General features: G+C 27.2%; 17 protein-coding genes and 1 tRNA gene. 15 read left to right on the top strand and 3 right to left on the bottom strand.

Annotated elements, in window-relative coordinates; all coding sequences use genetic code 4:
* The first annotated feature begins 208 nt into the window (after positions 1 to 208).
* Both recA and KQ876_RS02625 read left to right on the top strand, forming a co-directional pair.
* On the top strand, positions 209 to 1,180 hold the full coding sequence (gene recA, locus KQ876_RS02630) for a recombinase RecA (RefSeq protein ID WP_205851978.1): 972 nt from the start codon (positions 209 to 211) through the stop codon (positions 1,178 to 1,180).
* A 50-nt stretch (positions 1,181 to 1,230) separates the two neighbouring features.
* Positions 1,231 to 1,782: an inorganic diphosphatase gene (locus tag KQ876_RS02625; RefSeq protein WP_205852689.1), complete on the top strand. Its 552-nt coding sequence runs from the start codon at positions 1,231 to 1,233 to the stop codon at positions 1,780 to 1,782.
* A 51-nt stretch (positions 1,783 to 1,833) separates the two neighbouring features.
* Here KQ876_RS02625 and KQ876_RS02620 read toward each other — a convergent pair.
* Positions 1,834 to 1,909 (bottom strand) — tRNA-Lys (locus tag KQ876_RS02620).
* Positions 1,910 to 1,972: 63 nt separating this feature from the next.
* Between KQ876_RS02620 and gltX the strand changes: the two genes are divergently transcribed.
* The 13 genes from gltX to rplA all read left to right on the top strand — a co-directional run bounded on the left by gltX (position 1,973) and on the right by rplA (position 15,365).
* Complete coding sequence (gene gltX / locus KQ876_RS02615) at positions 1,973 to 3,382, top strand: glutamate--tRNA ligase (protein ID WP_205851980.1); 1,410 nt, start codon at positions 1,973 to 1,975, stop codon at positions 3,380 to 3,382.
* Position 3,383: 1 nt separating this feature from the next.
* Positions 3,384 to 3,758: a hypothetical protein gene (locus KQ876_RS02610; RefSeq protein ID WP_205851981.1), complete on the top strand. Its 375-nt coding sequence runs from the start codon at positions 3,384 to 3,386 to the stop codon at positions 3,756 to 3,758.
* Positions 3,759 to 3,954: 196 nt separating this feature from the next.
* Entirely contained in the window at positions 3,955 to 6,441 is a 2,487-nt protein-coding gene (locus KQ876_RS02605; RefSeq protein WP_216490153.1) for a valine--tRNA ligase, read from the top strand.
* Positions 6,429 to 7,259, top strand: a complete 831-nt coding sequence (locus KQ876_RS02600; protein ID WP_205851983.1) for a bifunctional 5,10-methylenetetrahydrofolate dehydrogenase/5,10-methenyltetrahydrofolate cyclohydrolase — start codon at positions 6,429 to 6,431, stop codon at positions 7,257 to 7,259. Before KQ876_RS02605 ends, KQ876_RS02600 begins: the two co-directional genes overlap by 13 nt.
* 16 nt (positions 7,260 to 7,275) lie before the next feature.
* Positions 7,276 to 8,250 (top strand): 6-phosphofructokinase, encoded by a 975-nt coding sequence (gene pfkA / locus KQ876_RS02595; RefSeq protein WP_216490150.1) that lies wholly within the window; start codon positions 7,276 to 7,278, stop codon positions 8,248 to 8,250.
* 314 nt (positions 8,251 to 8,564) lie between these two features.
* On the top strand, positions 8,565 to 9,554 hold the full coding sequence (locus KQ876_RS04435; RefSeq protein WP_308699353.1) for a LacI family DNA-binding transcriptional regulator: 990 nt from the start codon (positions 8,565 to 8,567) through the stop codon (positions 9,552 to 9,554).
* 38 nt (positions 9,555 to 9,592) lie between these two features.
* On the top strand, positions 9,593 to 10,669 hold the full coding sequence (locus KQ876_RS02585; RefSeq protein WP_216490148.1) for a potassium channel family protein: 1,077 nt from the start codon (positions 9,593 to 9,595) through the stop codon (positions 10,667 to 10,669).
* Positions 10,662 to 11,489, top strand: a complete 828-nt coding sequence (locus tag KQ876_RS02580) for a deoxyribonuclease IV (RefSeq protein ID WP_205851986.1) — start codon at positions 10,662 to 10,664, stop codon at positions 11,487 to 11,489. The genes KQ876_RS02585 and KQ876_RS02580 overlap by 8 nt, the downstream gene beginning before the upstream one ends.
* A gap of 116 nt (positions 11,490 to 11,605) precedes the next feature.
* Positions 11,606 to 11,758, top strand: a complete 153-nt coding sequence (gene rpmG, locus KQ876_RS02575; protein WP_174892645.1) for a 50S ribosomal protein L33 — start codon at positions 11,606 to 11,608, stop codon at positions 11,756 to 11,758.
* Positions 11,759 to 11,839: 81 nt separating this feature from the next.
* Positions 11,840 to 12,922: a M24 family metallopeptidase gene (locus KQ876_RS02570; RefSeq protein ID WP_205851987.1), complete on the top strand. Its 1,083-nt coding sequence runs from the start codon at positions 11,840 to 11,842 to the stop codon at positions 12,920 to 12,922.
* A gap of 12 nt (positions 12,923 to 12,934) precedes the next feature.
* A complete protein-coding gene (locus KQ876_RS02565; RefSeq protein WP_216490146.1) occupies positions 12,935 to 13,834 on the top strand; it encodes a MurR/RpiR family transcriptional regulator in 900 nt (299 codons plus the stop codon).
* A 233-nt stretch (positions 13,835 to 14,067) separates the two neighbouring features.
* Positions 14,068 to 14,667, top strand: coding sequence for a 50S ribosomal protein L11 (rplK, locus tag KQ876_RS02560; protein WP_205851989.1), 600 nt, complete (start codon positions 14,068 to 14,070; stop codon positions 14,665 to 14,667).
* Positions 14,668 to 14,681: 14 nt separating this feature from the next.
* Positions 14,682 to 15,365, top strand: a complete 684-nt coding sequence (rplA, locus tag KQ876_RS02555) for a 50S ribosomal protein L1 (protein ID WP_374962877.1) — start codon at positions 14,682 to 14,684, stop codon at positions 15,363 to 15,365.
* 247 nt (positions 15,366 to 15,612) lie between these two features.
* On the opposite strand, the gene obgE is transcribed toward rplA, so the two are convergent.
* Together obgE and uvrB are read right to left on the bottom strand one after the other, a co-directional pair.
* Entirely contained in the window at positions 15,613 to 16,881 is a 1,269-nt protein-coding gene (gene obgE, locus KQ876_RS02550; RefSeq protein WP_205851991.1) for a GTPase ObgE, read from the bottom strand.
* Positions 16,882 to 17,031: 150 nt separating this feature from the next.
* On the bottom strand, positions 17,032 to 19,011 hold the full coding sequence (gene uvrB / locus KQ876_RS02545) for an excinuclease ABC subunit UvrB (protein WP_216490144.1): 1,980 nt from the start codon (positions 19,009 to 19,011) through the stop codon (positions 17,032 to 17,034).
* Positions 19,012 to 19,056 lie beyond the last annotated feature (45 nt).

Raw genomic sequence — 19,056 nt, 5'->3', positions numbered from 1 at the left:
ATACATTTAGCTGACCATTACTAATAAATTGATAGGTTTAGAAGTTAAGATGTATTTAAGACATTTTAATGAATTATTAATTACTATTCAGTTTTCAAAGAATAAGCCCAGAAGGGCATTTTTTTATGCGTTTTATCTCTTTTTTAATAAAAAAGGTTTTTTTAAAGTTCTTTTTTAGTTTTATTAATAAATATTATTCGGAGGAATAATGAATAATGATAACGAATTAAAAAATATTATAAATATAATAGAAAAAAAATATGGAAAAGAGACTATAATGTTTCTAGGAGAAGTTCCAGAAATTGATTTAGAAACATTTCATAGTGGAAGTTATATTTTAGATGATTTATTAGGGGGTTTCGGGTATCCTAAAGGAAGAATTATAGAAATATATGGGCCTGAAAGTTCAGGAAAAACAACACTAACTTTGCATGCTATTGCAGAAGTTCAAAAAAATGGTGGGCTCGCAGCGTTCATTGATGCAGAGCATTCGATAGATCCATCTTTTGCACAAAAAATTGGCGTAGATATAGAAAATCTTATTTTATCTCAACCTGATTCAGGAGAACAAGCCTTAGATATCGTTGACATATTAGTCAAATCAGGAAAAATTGATCTTATAGTAGTAGATAGTGTTGCCGCCTTAGTGCCTGAAGCAGAACTAAATGGTGAAATGGGCGACCAACAAATTGGTGCACAAGCTAGACTTATGTCAAAAGCACTAAGAAAAATTACTGCGAATTCAAATAAAAATAAAACAACAATAATTTTTATAAATCAAATTAGAGAAAAAGTAGGTGTTATTTTTGGTAGTCCAGAAACAACTCCTGGAGGTAGAGCTTTAAAATTTTATTCATCAATAAGGGTTGAAGTGAGAAAAGGAAGTCCTATTATCGAAAATAAAGATATTATTGGTGCCGAAATAAAACTTAAAGTTGTAAAAAATAAAATAGCTCCTCCTTATAAAAATGCTCAAACAGAATTTTATTTTAATGCAGGAATTGATAAAATAAGTGAATTAGTAGATATTGGAGAAAAAATAGGTAAATTTACTAAAAAAGGTTCATGATATTATATTGACGGCAATAGTGTTGCTCAAGGTAAAAAAAATATGAGAGAGTATTTAAGTGAAAATGTAAATTTACAAAAAGAAATAATAAATTTTATTAAAGAAAATTAAAGTTTATTATAAAGTGTAATTATTGTTTTTAAATATTGTATAATATAGGAATGAAAAATATAATTGATGTAAAAATTGAAATTCAAAAAAATTCAAGAATAAAATATGAATATAACAGAAAGACAAATTTAATAGAAGTTGACCGTATTTTACGTGGAGATTTTGTTTATCCATGTAATTATGGTTTTGTACCTAACGCTTTAGATTGAGACGGGGATGAATTGGATGTGTTACTATATTCTGATGAAACATTCCAACCAGGTGTTTTATTAAAAGCTAGAATTATAGGTGCAATGAAAATGATTGACGATGGAGAAACAGATACAAAATTAATTGCAGTTCATGCCGATGATTATCGTTTGGATAATATTCAAACTTTAGAAGACTTACCTGAACCTTTTTTAAAAAATGTTGAAACTTTCTTTAGTACATATAAAAATTGAAAAAGACCAGGAATTACAAAAGTCTCTGGTTTTGAAAATGTAAATTGAGCATTACATGAGTACGAAGAGTGTGTACATTTAATGAATAAATATGGTTCAATGGACAAAAAAGAATTTATTAAAAAAATGCAAAAAGAACATCCTGAAAAGTATGAGTAAAATAAAAATGCTAGAAAACTAGCATTTTTGATTAAAAAAAGTATAAAAAAATGGTACATCATACAGGGTTCGAACCTGCGACCCACTGGTTAAGAGCCAGTTGCTCTACCTGCTGAGCTAATGATGCACTCTAATTATATTCTTTTTATAAAAATAAAAATTATTTTTTTAAAAAAAGGAGATTTTTAAAATGAAGAAAATAAGAACAAGATATGCTCCAAGCCCAACAGGTTATTTACATATAGGTGGTGCAAGAACCGCTTTATTTAATTACCTATTTGCGAAGCATTATAAAGGTGATTTTATTTTTAGACTTGAAGATACCGATATCAAAAGAAATGTGGTTGGAGGTGAAGAGTCACAATTAGATAATTTAGCCTGATTAGGAATAATACCAGATGAATCGCCACTTAATCCTATAGAAAAATATGGTAAGTATAGACAAAGTGAAAAAATAGATAGATATAGAGAAGTTTTGGAATATTTATTTAAATTAGGTGTGGCCTATAAGGCTTATGATACAACAGAAGAATTAGAACAACAAAAACTTGAAAGTGATCAAAAAGGTATTCCAAACTTTAGATATAATAAAAACTGATTAAAATTAAGTGATGAAGAGAAACAAAAAAGGGATAAATCAGGGGAATATTCTATAAGATTAAGTATTCCTAAAAACGAAGAATTATCTTGAAACGACATTGTTAGAGGAAAAATTTCTTTTAATTCTAACGATATAACAGATTGGGTAATATTTAAATCTGATGGATATCCAACATATAACTTTGCGGTTGTTGTAGATGATCATGATATGGAAATTACTCATGTTTTAAGAGGTGAAGAACACATTGGCAATACTCCAAAACAATTAGTTTTATACAATTATCTAAAATGAGAAAAACCAGAATTTGGTCATTTAACAATTATTACAAATATGGAAGGTAAAAAACTTTCTAAACGTGATACTAGTTTAAAACAATTTATTTCGGATTATAAAGAAGAAGGCTACATACCACATGGAATATTTAATTTTTTAACATTATTGGGTTGAACTTCAAAAGATGGTTCTGAATTAATGACACATGATGAAATAATAGAAAAATTTGAACCTGAAAGACTAAGTAAGAGTCCATCTAAGTTTGATATTTTAAAAATGAATTGATTTTCAAAACAATATTTAAAAAATATGAATAATCTAGATTTAATAAAATTATTTAGAAATGAAAAATTATTTTCAGAAGAATGATTATTTCTCTTTATTGATACTTTTAAACAAAGTTCAACTACTATAAAGGAATTATTTTCAAATTTAGAAATTTATAAAAATCCAACAAATAAAGAAATCGAATTCACTAGTGAAGAATTAATTGTTGTTAGAACTTTTAAAAAGATGTTAGTTGAAAAAATAAAAGACAGTAAATTTACTGTAGAAGATATTCAAGAAGTTATACAAAATGTACAAAAAGAATTAAATGTAAAGGGTAAAAAATTATTTATGCCCATTAGATTAGCTTCTACTTCTCAAGAACATGGTCCAGAGTTAGCTAAAGCTATTTATTTATTTGGATACGAATTTATTTTAAAATCATTGGATAAATATTAAAATGAAATTAAAATTTTTATCGTTAATAAATCAGAATGGTGAATCTAATAAAATTCAATTCGAAGTAGAGTGTAAGTTGAATGTAAATGGTAAGTTTACTTCATTTGAATTTATAGATCCACAAAGCAAAGAAAAAAATCTCATCGAAATTAGTGAAGATGAAATTAATATTTTTTCATCTAGTGCATCTATTTTCTTAAAATATAATCAAAAAATAAAATTTGATTATGAAATTGAAAATCAGATTTTACCTCTTAGTTCAAAATGAACGAATAAAGACTTTTCGAAAAATAAATATAACTTTACATATTCTCTAAGTAGTTCTGATTTTGAAATTGGGACCTATCAAATTTCTATTGAAATAATTCGAGATTAAAATACTAATTAAAAACAAACTGAATATTATGGTTTGTTTTTTTACAAAAACTATTTTATTTTAATTGTAAGTTTTAAAAAAGGGTAAAAGAAAGATATAAGGTTTGGTATTGTGAATTTATTCTTTTAGTTAAAATAATGTATAATTTAAATATTAGGATAATGGTTATTGATTACACTATAAAGAAGGGATTTTTATGGACAAAATTTACAATCATAAAGAAGTAGAAAAGGGTATTGAAAAAAAATGAAGAGATAAGAAATTTTTTATGACACATGATGTTAAAAAGAAACCTTTTTCAATTTTGCTACCTCCACCGAATGTAACAGGAAAATTACATATTGGGCATGCTCTTGATTCTTATATTCCGGATACAATTATTAGATTCAAAAAGTTAAAAGGTTTTGATGTTTTATGATTACCTGGTATGGATCATGCGGGTATCGCTACTCAATCTAAAATAGAAGATATTTTATTTAAGACAACCGGACAAACTAGACATGATTTAGGTTATGAAGCATTTATAAATAAAATTTGAGAATGAAAAGAAGAGTATGCGAATTATTTTAGAAATCAATGACAAACACTAGGTTTAGCTTTAGATTATTCTAGAGAGCGTTTTACCCTTGATGAAAATAGTAATGAAGCAGTATTGAAAGTTTTTGTAGATTTGTACAATAAAGGTTTAATTTATAAAGGTGTAAGAGCGGTGAGTTGAGATATAAAATTACAAACCGCAGTTTCTAATATCGAAATAAATAATGTACCAACCGAACAAAAAATGTTTTACATTAAATATTATTTAGAAAATTCTAATAAATATTTAACAGTTGCAACTGTGAGAACCGAAACTTTATATGGCGATGTAGCATTGGTTGTTAATCCTAAAGATAAAAGGTTTACTAATTTAGTAGGGAAACGCGTTATGCACCCTCTTAGAAATGTTTTAATACCTATTATAGAAGATAGTTATGTTGACCCAAAATTTGGAACAGGTATAATGAAATTATCAACCCATGCAGAAAGTGACATTGAAATAATTCAAAAACATGGTTTTGAATTAATTGAAACAATTGATAAATATGGTTATTTAAAAGTTCCTAATTCTCAATTTAATAAGATGGAACGCTTTAAAGCTAGAGATGCAATTGGTGAATATTTAAGTAAAAATAATATGCTAGAAAAAGTTGAAATAACAACTTCTAATATTTCAATTTCTGATCGTTCTAAAACAGTTATTGAAACTTTAATATTACCTCAATGATTTTTAAAAATGGATTCATTTAAGGAGTTGATATTAAAAGATTTAAAATCAAAAGACGGGGTCGAGTTTTTACCTAAAAAATATAAAAAAACAATGAAGCAATGAATGGATAAAGTTTATGATTGAACTATTTCAAGACAGCTTTGATGAGGACATCAAATTCCTGCTTGATATAAAGATGGTGAAGTAAAAGTTCAAATCGAGTCACCTGGAGAAGGATGAATAAGAGAAACTGATGTTTTAGATACTTGATTCTCATCTGGATTAGCACCATTTGTATTTATGGGTTGACCTAAGAAGAATAGTATTTTAAAAAGATATTATCCAACTAATTTAATGGTTGCGGGGACTGACTTAATTTTCTTTTGAATAGCTCGTATGTACTTTTTTGGGCTTGAATTTATGGATAAAATTCCGTTCAAAAAAGTTATGTTACATGGGCTTGTTCGTGATTCTCAAGGTAGAAAATTTTCTAAATCATTAAACAATGGAATAGACCCTATTGAAGTCATCGAAAAATATGGTTCAGACGCTTTACGTTGATCTTTAATTACTAACTCAACCCCTGGATTTGATCTCAAATTTTCGAATGAGAAAATCGAGAGTGCTTGAAAGATAAATAATAAATTATGAAATATAGCAAATTACATTAATGAATTGCCTGAAAATCATTCAAATGAAATGGTTGATGCAGATAAATGAATATTGGATAAATTATCAGTATTGTCAAAAAACATTAATCGTTTAATGAAAAAATATGATTTTACAGTAATTGGTTCTGAAATTTATAAATTTATTTTTAATGATTTAAGTAGTTGATATTTAGAATTTATTAAAGTTAACAATAACAAAAAAACAACATTAGAAATATTTAAAAAAGTTTTAATAATTCTCCATCCTTTTATGCCTTTTATAACTGATAAAATTTATTCAGAATTATATAAAAGTGAAATTTTAGAATATAAATGACCTAGATTTTATAAAAAAGACAAATCTAAGTATATTGATAGTGTTATTTTAGTTGTAAACGAAATTCGTAAATATCGTGAAGAATACAATATTTCAAAAAAAGAAGTTATCGAATATTTTACAGACATAGAATTAGATATTCATTCTCGTAATATCATTAATAAAATGACAAATTCAACATTTAAACAGAATAATGATTATTTAATTTCAATAAAAGGAAAATCTTTATTTATTGTTGTTTCTGATGATCAAAAAAATCAAAATAAAATTTCTTTATTAAAGAAAATAGAGACAACAAAATTCGAAATAAATAGAGCCGAAAAAATCCTTTCAAATAAGAGATTTGTAGAGAGTGCACCTAAGGAAAAAGTTGATGCTGAAAGACAAAAATTAGAAATGCATCGTAGTAATTTAGAAAAATACGAAGAGGAATTAAAATGAAAATATTAAGTGGTAAAGAATTAGCAAAACAAGAAACAGAAAAACTAAAAGAATTAGTAAAAAAAATAGATCCGGATGATAAACCTGTTCTTTCTATTGTTCAAGTAGGGGATAATCCAGCTTCTACAAAATATGTAAATGCTAAATTAAGAAAGTGCGAAGAAATAGGTATTAAAGGGATTTTACATAAATTTCCTGAAACTATAAGCCAAAATTCGTTGCTTAAAAAATTAGATGTAATTAACGAAAGTTCTACTGGTGTAATAATTCAATTACCTTTACCAGATCATATTCCACAACAAGTTATATTGGATGCTGTTCCTACAATTAAGGATGTTGATGGTTTAAGTAGTCGAAATGAATTTATTTTATACAATGATATCGAAGAAAATCATTTTGTTCCTGCTACTGCTAGAGCAGTTTTGGAATTAATGGAATATTATAACATCGATGTAAAAGATAAAAAAGTTTGTGTAGTAGGCAGAAGCCATGTTGTTGGTAAACCTCTTGCGCATATAATAAAAAGAATGGGCGCTGACGTAGCGACGTATAACGAAAATACAGGTGTTAAGGGAGTCGAAACCGGCGATATAGTCATTGTCGCAATTGGTGTTGCCGAATATATAAAAGAACAAAATATAAAAGAAGGTGCAATAGTTATAGATGTAGGTACAAATTTAGATGCTAAATTAACTGAAAAATTAGTTGGTGATGTGGATGCTGAGTCCGTTTCTAAAAAAGCTTCCGCATTATCTCCTGTTCCTGGTGGAGTAGGGCCTATGACTGTTGTTTGCTTATTAAAAAATTTATTAGATATTTATAGATAATTAAAAAGAGGATAAAATGAGAAAAATAGCTATTTTAACATCTGGTGGTGATGCTCCAGGTATGAATAACGCCGTTAGAGCGGTGGTTAAAGGTGCTAAATCAAATGGTTTAGAAGCGTTTTTAGTTTATGAAGGTTATAAAGGTTTATATAACGATAATATAGTTAGTGCGGATAATGTTGATTTAGATTTATTTTTAAATCAAGGTGGTACTGCAATTTATTCAGCAAGATTTCCTGAGTTTAAAAAACCAGAAGTAAGAGAAGTTGCAATTAATAATCTTAAAAATAGAGGAATAGATGCTTTAGTTGTTATTGGTGGTGATGGAAGTTATCAAGGAGCTCAACTTTTACATCAATCAGGAATTAAAACAATTGGGTTACCAGGTACCATTGATAATGATATAGCTTCAAGTGATTTTACTATTGGTTATGATACAGCATTAAATACAATAGTTGATGCGATTGATAAAATAAGAGATACTGCTCGTAGTCATAAAAGAATTATGATAGTTGAAGTTATGGGTAATGGTTGTGGTGATTTAGCACTTTACTCAGGTCTTGCAACAGGTGCAGAAATTATTGCTACTAAAGATTTTCAACCTTCAATGGAGGAAATTGCAAATACATCATTACAATTGACTAAACAACCTAACCGTAGAAGCGTAGTTATTGTTGTTTCTGAAAAGTGTTATGATATTAAACAACTTGAAAAAATAGTACAAGGTAAAACAGGTTGAGATACACGTATAAACCCATTAAATCATATTCAAAGAGGTGGAAAACCTTCGGCTCAAGAAAGAGTTTTAGCAACGTTATTAGGTTCTAAAGCAGTTGAGTATTTAATTAAAGGAAAATCAGGTTTGGCAGTTGGAATTTTGAATAATGACGTTGTTGGAATACCAATTTTAGAAGCTTTATCAATGAAAAATGCTTCCAAAGAAAAAGCGGTTCAAAGAGCTATTAAATTTAATAAATTGAACCAATCATAATAAAAAATAGTTAACAGTATATTAATTTATTGTTAATTATTTTTTATTTTATTATTTTATGTTATAATATTATTGATTCTTACGTAAGGTAAGTGTGAGATCCTTTTAAAGATCACTTCTTGAGACATTAACCCTCCTTTCAAATTAATAATTAAATTAGAACAAAAAAGATTAAAAAACACTTGTTAAAGGTGTTTTTTAATCTTTTATTTTCAATTCGAAACCAATTATGATAATCACTTTTAATTATTATTTTCAATATCTTAATTTGTTAAAATGTTAAAAATAGTTGTTTTTTAATATATAATAATTTTATGAAGAAAAAAATTTCGTACAAAGATATTGCTGAACAAGCAAATGTTTCGGTTTCTACAGTTTCAAGATTTTATAATGATGGTTATGTTTCAAAAAAAGCTAGAGCTAAAATCACTGAGGCAATAGAAAATAATAATTTTTATCCTAATACTGGAGCAAGAATAGTAAGAGGTAGAGATAATTCAGTTTTTATTATTATGCCCATATGAGCTCAAAATCTTTATTCTTCAATTGTGAGTGGGATAACAATAGCTTGTGCTCGTAAAGGAAGAAGGGTTAATACAACTTATGCTGGTAATTCTACTAAAGAATATATTGATGCAATTAGATACGCTTTTTCGTGGAAACCATCTGCAATTGTCGTTTTTGTTCCTCAATACTACAAAGAATTATTTGATTTTTTAAAGGGTTTAGAGGACATTACAGTAATATTATACGAACATCAAGTTAACGGAATTAACTCAATAAAAGTCGATATTACGAAAGGTTTTTACACATTAACTGAAAAATTACTGAATTCATCAGCCAATAGAAACGAAGATGGATCGTTAATAAGTAAAAAAGTTGCATTCATAAGTGATGGTAGACTTTCGAATACTCAAAAAACCGAAAGATACCAAGGTTTCGAGCGTGCATGCGTTGATAATAATTATGATTATTATGAATATAGTTTTAGTTCTAAAAAAACTCTAGAAGATATTGCTCAAATTTCTAAGTTTTTAAGACAATACAATATTCATAATGTTGTTTGTTCGACTCACGAAACTTATGTAGCTTTAGCTCAAGCACTAGGTACTAAAGAATATAATTACACTGATATTGGTTATCAATCCATATATGATAATATTAAAAAATATGTAGCTAAAATTTTTATTGATTATCCAAATTTAGGCTTTAGGATTGAAGATATGATTACTAAACATAAAATAAATAATGAAATAATAACAAAAACTATACCAATTGAAATTATCGAAACCGCAAAAAGATAAATCTTTTTGGTTTATCTTTTTTAATTAAAAGGAGAAAAATGAAGAAAAGAAATTATAAAATGATTTTTGAATTTTTAACACCAATAGTTTGAAACTTTAATGATGATATGAAAAATAAAAATAACATTTATAAAACTCAGTCTAAATTATTCAAATTTGTTTATATATTATTGGTTATTTTAGCTTCTTTAGTATCTGTTTTGTCGATTGCTACAACTGCTAAAATATTTGGGCAAGGCTGGAAAAATTTTATTACAATACTACAAATTTTTACTTTTTTCTTTTTTATTGTTGATTATATACTACATTTATTGACGTATAGAACATATAAAAAAATAGATAATCATACTATGTTGTATGAGAGCTCATATAAGTTTATTTTTTCAATTAAAGGTATTGTAATATTGCTATCCATTTTGTCTTCGTTACATATTATTGAATATTTTATAGAGGTAGATTCTACTTCGCAAAAAGCTTTCGAATTCTTTAAGTTACTTAATTTTTTTAGATTTGCAAGACTTTTTTGAATTTTAACAATTTTTACTCCTTTTGCAATAATTGCTGCCGCATTCAAAAAGCAAAAAAAAGTTTTAACATATGTTTTACTTTTAGCTATATTGTTAATATTTATTTTTGCCATTATCATTTGAAGTAACGAAACATCTTATTTAGAGGAACAAAGAAATAACTTTTTATTGTCCAATAAAATAAAACCAAGCGAAGATTCATGAAAAATTTATCTTGAGGCACAAGAATCTAATAATAAAGAACTTTATTTAAAAGAACATTTATATTATGATCAAGATAAAATAGCTATTTATGATGCCATTTTCCCAAATTACGACCAATTAAAATCGGGTTATGTAATTACATTTTTAGATGCAATATATTTTGCAACTATTACGTTAACAACAATTGGTTATGGAGATTTACTACCACATTCTCCAATAACAAAAATAATAGTTTCAGTAAATGCGTTAGTTGCTTTAGCGATAATTGCAATTCCATCTGGTATTATCGCCGGTTCGTTTTTAAATGAAATGCAAGAGCATTTAAAAAAACAAAAGAAAGAGAAGTCGAAGTTAAATAATGAAAAGGAAGTAAAAAATGATTAAATTAGGTTCACATATATCTTTTAAGAGTCCTGGTTATTTGGTTGATTCCGTTAAGGAATCTATGAATAATAATGCAAATACAATGATGATTTATTTAGGCGCCCCACAAAATACTAAAAGAGTTAGTGTTGAAAAGTTTAATCTTGAGGAGTATGAAGCTAGATTTCAAAATTTTATACCTAAAGAAGACATCATAGTTCATGCTCCTTACATTATAAATCCCGCATCTTTAGAAAAATCTAGTTTTGCAAAAGAATTTTTAATTGAAGAAATCAAGAGAATGAATTACTTAGGTTTAAAATATTTAGTTTTACATCCTGGGGCATATACTATTTATAGCGAACAAGAAGCATTGGATGAATTAGTTCAGACCTTAACATATGTAATCGAAAATACTTCAGATGTTGTCATATGTATTGAGACTATGAGTGGTAAAGGAACTGAAATTGGAACAAATTTTGAACAATTAAAATTCTTAATAGATTTTGTTAATTCTGAACGTCTTAAAATTTGTTTAGATACATGCCATATGTGAGATTCTGGATATGATTTGCAAAGTTATGATGAGTTTAAAGAGGAATTAATAAGATGAGATATATTAAAACATGTTAAAGTTATACATTTAAATGATTCTAAGAACGAAGTTTTTTCACATAAGGATAGGCATGCAAATATTGGCCGCGGTACAATCGGATTAGAAACATTAAGAAAATTTGTTCATGATCCAGATTTTGATAACATTCCTATTATTTTAGAAACACCCGTACCAGAAGATGGACCAATTTATGATCAAGAAATTGAAATGTTAATTCGAAAATAAATTATTTATTTTTTAAAAAACCAAAATTAAAAAAAAATTTTTAAAAAAATAAAATTAAATTATAATATAAATACTATTTATACAATATTTAAATAAAACATGTAAAGGAGCATATTATGGCAAGAGAAGGTTATACATTAGTTTGTACAGTATGTAAAATGGAAAACTACATTTCTAAGAAAAACAAAAAAACTCACCCTGAAAAAATTGAACTAAATAAATTTTGTGCAAAATGTGGTGCACATACAGCTCACAGAGAAAAGAAATAATAATATTTTTGATGCTTTTAGCATCTTTTTTATTATTTTTTTATTTAACATATATAATTTATATAATAAAGGAAGGTAAAAATGAATAGAACAAAACTTGATATTTTTTTTAACAACAACCCTGAAGTTGATGCTCTTATATCTGAAGCTCCTCAAACAAGATTGTGATATGCTGGAGTTCAAACAACTGATGGTTTTATTATAATAGAAAGAAATAAAGCAACACTTTTTGTTGATGGTAGATATATCGAATACGTTAGAGCAAATGCTAAAAATGTTGATGTTCAATTATTACAAAGAACAAAAGAAGGAAGCTCAATAAAGAAATTCTTTGAAGAAAAGAAATTTAAAAAAATAGCCTTAGAGAAAGATTACTTAATTAAAGATGTTGAAAATTACATTTTGTCATTAACAAATTTAACCTCTAAAGATGTAGTATGAGTAAGTGCTCAAGAATTAAGAATTTTAAAATCAAAAGAAGAATTAAAATATTTACAAGAGGCTGTTAATATTTCGTTAAAATCACTCGAACAATTAAAAGAATGAATTAAACCTGGTATGAATGAAAAAGAAGTTGCGGCCAAATTAAATTATTTACTAAAAATGAACGGTGCCGAAAAGGAGGGTTTTGATGAAATAGTTGCTGCTGCACAATATGCTTCTGAACCTCATCATCATCCAAGTGAGAATAATTTATTAATTGAAAATCATTTGTTAAAAGTTGATTTTGCCGCAAGATATAAAGGTTATACAGCTGATATAACAAGAACTTTTGTAGTAGGTGACCCTAAAAAAACAAACCCTGAGTTATTAAAAATTTTAAAGATAGTTGAAGAATCGGCTGCAGAAGGGCGTAAAATAGTTCGTCCAGGTATTAAAGCTTCAGAAATTGATAGAGTTTGCCGTGAATATATTGAATCAAAAGGATATGGTAAATATTTTGTTCATTCTACTGGGCATGGTCTCGGTATTGATGTGCATGAATTTCCAAATGTTTCTTCATCTAGTGACGTTATTTTAGAACCTGGTATGGTTTTAACTGTAGAACCAGGTATTTATATCGAAGGTCTTGGTGGAGCAAGAAATGAGGATGATGTATTAGTAACAGAAGATGGTTACTATGTATTATCAAAACCGGAGGAAAAGAAAAATAATTTCTTTTAATAGAGGTTAAGTATGAAAATTAATATTATTGATTTACAAAATCTTGACAAGGAGAAAATTGACAAGGTTTCTATTGACACAATAAATAAAATTAGAAATTTTATTGAAAACAAAACAGATGATTTTTTAAAAATGAATTCTTCTGAATTGGCAGAACATTTAGATTTATCTCAATCAACAATTTCTAGATTTGCAAAAGGGTTAGGTTTTAAAAGTTATTCTGATTTTAAAATATATGTTTCTAAAAGATTGCAATTAAAACAAGATACTTATGATGATAATATAGATAATTCAAATATTAATTCTATCAATCAAGTTTCCAACAACATAAAAACCCATTATATATATTCGGTACAAAAAACTGTTGAAAGATTTATAGACAGTAATGATTTAATGGGATATATCAATACAATAAGAGAAAATAAGGTTAATGTCATTTTCGCAATCGGAGAATCTGGAATGGTGGGACGTTATTTTTCGTGAAGTATTAGAAAAATTGGTTTTAATACTATATTTGTGGATAACATACACTCATTTTTTGGTTACTCGAGTTTAATAACATCTTACAAGAAAACTCATGTAACAATAATTTCAAAAAGTAGAAAAACATTAGAAGTTAAAAATATTATTAACTTTTTAATAAAAAACAACGTTACTTATTCAATTTGAACTAAAAATACAAAAATAAAACCCGAAAATTGTAAAAATATACTTCTTTTAGAAAGTATTGAGCAAAATTATCGTATTAGTCATATTGGATCAAAAATTTCAGCATTCTTAATTAGTGATATTATTTTTTCTTACTTATCATCAGTTATTGATCAAAAGAAAATAATTTTTAAAGAAATTAACAATCAAATAAAAGAATGAAATTCATTGCTTCCTGATATGGAACAAAAAGAAGAAAACTAAAGAAAGAGGCAATTTAAAATGCCTCATTTTTTTTAGTTTTCTTTTTTATTTTGCTTATAAAATGACATGAAAAAAATTATTCCCTTATATTAAAGGGATAAAAGAATTGAAAGAAAATTATTAAAAAAAATAGATTATTATATAATATTAAAGCAATATAGGAATATTGCCAAAGTGGGAGATATTTTTAATTAAAATATCGTTGGACCACAATATCGAAAGGATACATAAATATGGCAAAAAAAGAAATTCAAAGAATTGCTAAATTGCAATTCCCTGCTGGTAAAGCTAAACCAGGTCCAGCTTTAGCTGGTGTTGGTGTTAACATGCCAGAATTTACAAGAGCATTTAATGACGCGACTAGAGATAGAGGTGACGAACCAGTTCCAGTAAAAATTATCGTTTACAAAGATAAAACATTTGAATTCCAATTATTCACATCTCCAGCATCATACAAAATTAAACAAGCTGCAAACTTACAATCTGGATCAAAAAATTCTAAAACTACAATTGTTGCAACAATTTCAAAAGACCAATTAAGAGAAATTGCTGAATATAAATTACCTGATTTAAACACAAATGATATTGACGCCGCTATGGCTACAATTGCTGGTACAGCTAAACAAATGGGTGTTTTAGTTGAAGGATACGACGACATTTTTAAAGCTAAAGCCGCTGCTAAAGCCGCTGCTAAAGCCGAAAAATTAGCACAATTAAAAGAAGCAGAATTAGAAGCAGATTTAGCTAATTTAGCTGAAACAAAAGGACAATCAATTGAAGTTAAAACAATTTCAGATGAAGAATCTGAAAATATAGAAGAAGGAGCAAAATAATTATGGCTAAAAGATTATCAAAAAACCTTAAAAACGCTCGTGAATCATTTGATAGAACTATTGCTTACGAATTAGAAGAGGCTATTGAATTAGCTAAAAAAACTTCATATGCAAAATTTGACGCTTCAATTGACTTAGCTTTTAATTTAAACTTAGACGTTCGTAAAGCCGACCAACAATTACGTGGTGCAGTATTACTTCCACATGGTACAGGTAAATCAATTACTGTATTAGTAGCAACAAATAATGTAGAAAAACAAAAACTAGCTAAAGAAGCTGGTGCCGACTTTGTATTAGATGGTCCGGCGCTTGAACAAAAAATTAAAGAAAATGACTTTAATTTTGATGTTATGGTTGCAGATCCAACAATGATGCCTTTATTAGGAAAATACGGTAAAGTTTTAGGTCCTAAAGGTTTAATGCCAAACCCTAAAACAGGAACTGTTACTCCAACTCCAGAAAAAGCTGTTGAAGAACTTAAAAAAGGTAAAGCTAACTATCGTACAGATAAAGCTGGAATCGTACATTCATTAATTGGTAAATCAAGTATGGATACTGAAAAACTAGTTGAAAATGCTAAAACTCTTATTTCTTTAATCAAAAAACTTAAGCCAGCTGCTGTTAAAGGTACATATATGTTGAATTTAACAGTTTCAGCATCAATGGGACCAAGTGTAAAGATTAAAATAGAAAAATAGGTTTAATACCTATTTTTTTATAAAATTTTAATTTTAAAAATTGCAATTTTCACAATTGCAATTTTTAAAATTAAATGTGGTTAAATATTAAAGCTAATATAATAGTAATACCTATACCTGTTATTAGACCAATGATTGCTGGTCAAAATAGCTTAATTTTTTCTACAGAAAATTTTTTCATAATATGTCCTTATTATTTTTTATAAATATATCGTAATTATAACATTATTTTTAAAAAATATGAAATTTATTCCTCATCATCTCATTCAAATTCAAATCCAAAAATAGATACTGTATCTCCTTTTTGGATGTTTTGCTTAATTAATTCGTCTCAGACACCAATTTTTTTCAATATATTATTAAATCTAACTAAGTTATCGTAAGTATTAATCGGGGTTCTATAATATAATTCTTCAACTTTTTTTCCGCTAACGTTAAAGTAACCTCTATATTCCTGTTTTACTATAAAATCTGGCTCAAATTCGATTACTTTGTACTCTTCCTCATCTTCTTCATCTATTGTTGAGTAATCAAAGTTTTTAATTAGATCTCATAATTTACCTTTTAATTCGTTTAAATTTTCTCTAAAAATAGCAGAAATTTTAACGATTGGAATTAATGGATATTTTTCCTTAAATTTAGATATATTTTTTTCAAAATTTGGTAAATCACTTTTATTAGCAACAACTAATTGAGATTTATTTTCTAATTTTAAATTATATGATTTTAATTCATTGTTTATTATTTCGAAATCTTCGATTGGATTTTTTTCTTCAGAACCAAAGTCAATAATATGTGCAATAACTTTGCAACGCTCAATATGTTTTAAGAATTGTGTCCCTAAACCTTTGCCTAAGGAAGCTCCTTTTATTAATCCTGGTAAATCTGCAACAGTATATGAATTATCGAAAAATTCAACCATACCTAGTTGTGGTACTAATGTTGTGAATTCGTATTCTGCTGCTTTTGCTTTAGCATTGGAAATAGCACTTAATAAAGTAGATTTACCAGCAGATGGTTTACCAACAATACCTACATCAGAAAGTATTTTTAAAACTATTTTTGCTTCAAAACTTTCTCCAGGCATACCGTTTTCGCTTATTCTTGGTGCGGTGTTTTTTGGTGTTTTAAATTTATTATTACCACGACCACCTTTACCTCCGGAGGCAATAAGGTATGGTGTATTAGGTTCTATTATGTCTGCAATTTGTTTATCATTTTTATAAACTAATGTTCCAACAGGGACTTTAATATATGTATCTTTTGCGTTTGCTCCGTATAAATTTTTTGGACCACCTTTTACTCCGTCTTCGGCTTGAATTATTTTATTACTATAAAAACTTAGTAATGTATTTTTTCCAGAATCTCCAATAAAATAAATGTGTCCACCTCGACCACCATCTCCGCCGTCTGGACCACCTTTATCAACGTGAGCTTCTCTACGGAATGAGATCATACCATCTCCACCCTTTCCGGCTTTTAGTTTAACCGTAACTTCATCAATAAATTTTGCCATTTATAACCTCCTGTTTTTAACTTTAAATTAATTATTTTAATAAAATTATTATTTAAAAATATTGAATTTATATATATGTTTTTGTTTTAAAACTATTGTATTAATTATATCATAATAAAAAATGAGTTTTTAAGCTAGAGATATAAAATATTACTTTTTATCTCTTTTTAATTCATAAATCATATCTCTAAGTTCGATTGCTTTTTCATAATCTCTTTGTTTTGAAGCTTCTTCCATTTTTTTAGTTAATTCTTCTATTATGTTGACTATCTCTTTTTTCTTAAATTTAGATTTTCTATTTAAAATTAAATCTAATGAATTGTTTGTGCCGTCACCATAAATAGATTCGGGTATTTCTTTTAAAATAGTTTTTGGAATTATATTATGTTTTCGGTTATATTCCTCTTGTATTTTTCTTTTTTCTATATTATCTTCTATACATTCTTTCATTGCTTGAGAAATTTTATCTGCATAAAATATTGCCTCACCTTTGGCGTTTCTAGATGCTCTACCAACTATTTGCTTTAAGCTAGTAGCACTACGCATGAAACCTTGTGCGTCAGCTTCTAAAATTAATACTTTTGTAAGTTCAGGTATATCTATCCCTTCTCTTAATAAATTTATACCAACAATTGTTTCGTAGTCTCCAAGCCTAAATTTTCTTATAATTTCATTTCTTTCAAATGTATTGTGTTCAGAATGCACATATCAACTTTTTATTCCTAAATTAATCAAGTATTCATTTAACTTTTCCGCACTTTCTTTCGATGTTGTAAGCACAATAGTTCTACCATCACTCTCTCTTTCTTTTATTATTGTGTCATAAATATCATCAACTTGATTTAAAGTTGGTTTAATACTAATTTTAGGATCAAGCAATCCTGTTGGTCTAACATACATTTTAGCAATATTATTTTTTGAAATATTCATTTCATATTCGCTAGGTGTAGCTGAAATAAATATTTTGGTAAAGTCAAAATTTTCAACAACTTCATCATAACTAAGGGGTCTATTTTCTTTAGCGGAAGGTAATCTAAAACCGTAGTTAACCAAATTGTCTTTTCTTGCTTGATCACCTTTGTACATACCACCCATTTGTGGCACAGTAAGGTGCGATTCATCTATTATCATTAAAGAGTCTTTTGGTAAATAGTCTAATAAAGTGTATGGTCTTTGCCCTATTTCACGGCCATCAAGGTACATTGAATAATTTTCGATGCCTTTACACATTCCGAATTCTTCCATTTCATCAATATCTGAAGTTATTCTTTGACTTAATCTTTGCGCTTCTAAAATTTTATTTTTACTATTAAAATAATTTAATTGTTCTTTCAATTCTTTCTTTATTTTTGGGATTATTATATCGTAAACATTATTGTCAACGGCATATTCATCTCCTGGAGAAAGAATATAAGCTATATGTTTCTTAATTAAGTTTTTGTTAAGAGGATCAACATTTGCAATTTCTTCAATTTCATCACCAAAAAAAGAAACACGTATCGCTTCATTTTCTTTGTCAGAAGGATAAATAAATACATTGTCACCTTTTACTGCAAAATTACCATTTTTCGGTGCTAAATCATTTCTTTGGTATTTTACTTTTGTTAAGTCTCTTATGAATGTTTTTAATTCTATATTTTGACCTTTAAAAAATCTATAAAAACTTTTTTTGTAGATTTCAGGGTTTAATGCACCATAAATTGCACTAACACTCGCAACCACAATTACATCTTTTCTATTTAAAAGAGAATTTATGGTGCTTAAACGCATTATTTCTATTTGTTCGTTTGTTTGCGATTCTTTTTCTATGTAGGTATCGGTGTCTGGTTTATAAGCTTCAGGCCTAAAATAATCAAAATACGAAATATAATATTCTACAGCATTATTAGGAAAAAAAGATTTTAACTCTGAATATAATTGACTAGCCAAAGTTTTATTGTGTGATATTAAAATTACGGGTTTATTAATTCTGCTTATGACATTAGCAATGGTAAAAGTTTTTCCCGACCCAGTAACACCATTTAATACAATATTCTTTTCATTGTTTTTGATTTTATCAACTATAAAATTTATTGCTTCAGGTTGACTTCCAGACGGTATCATTTTTGATTCTAATTTAAAATTGCTCATATGTAAATTATATATAAAAAAACGAACTAAAAGTTCGCTTTTGGT

The organism is Mycoplasma sp. CSL7491-lung, assembly GCF_018913965.1.
Classification (GTDB): Bacteria; Bacillota_I; Bacilli_A; order Mycoplasmatales; family Metamycoplasmataceae; genus Mycoplasmopsis.
This window is presented reverse-complemented; position numbering and strand designations above follow the sequence as displayed.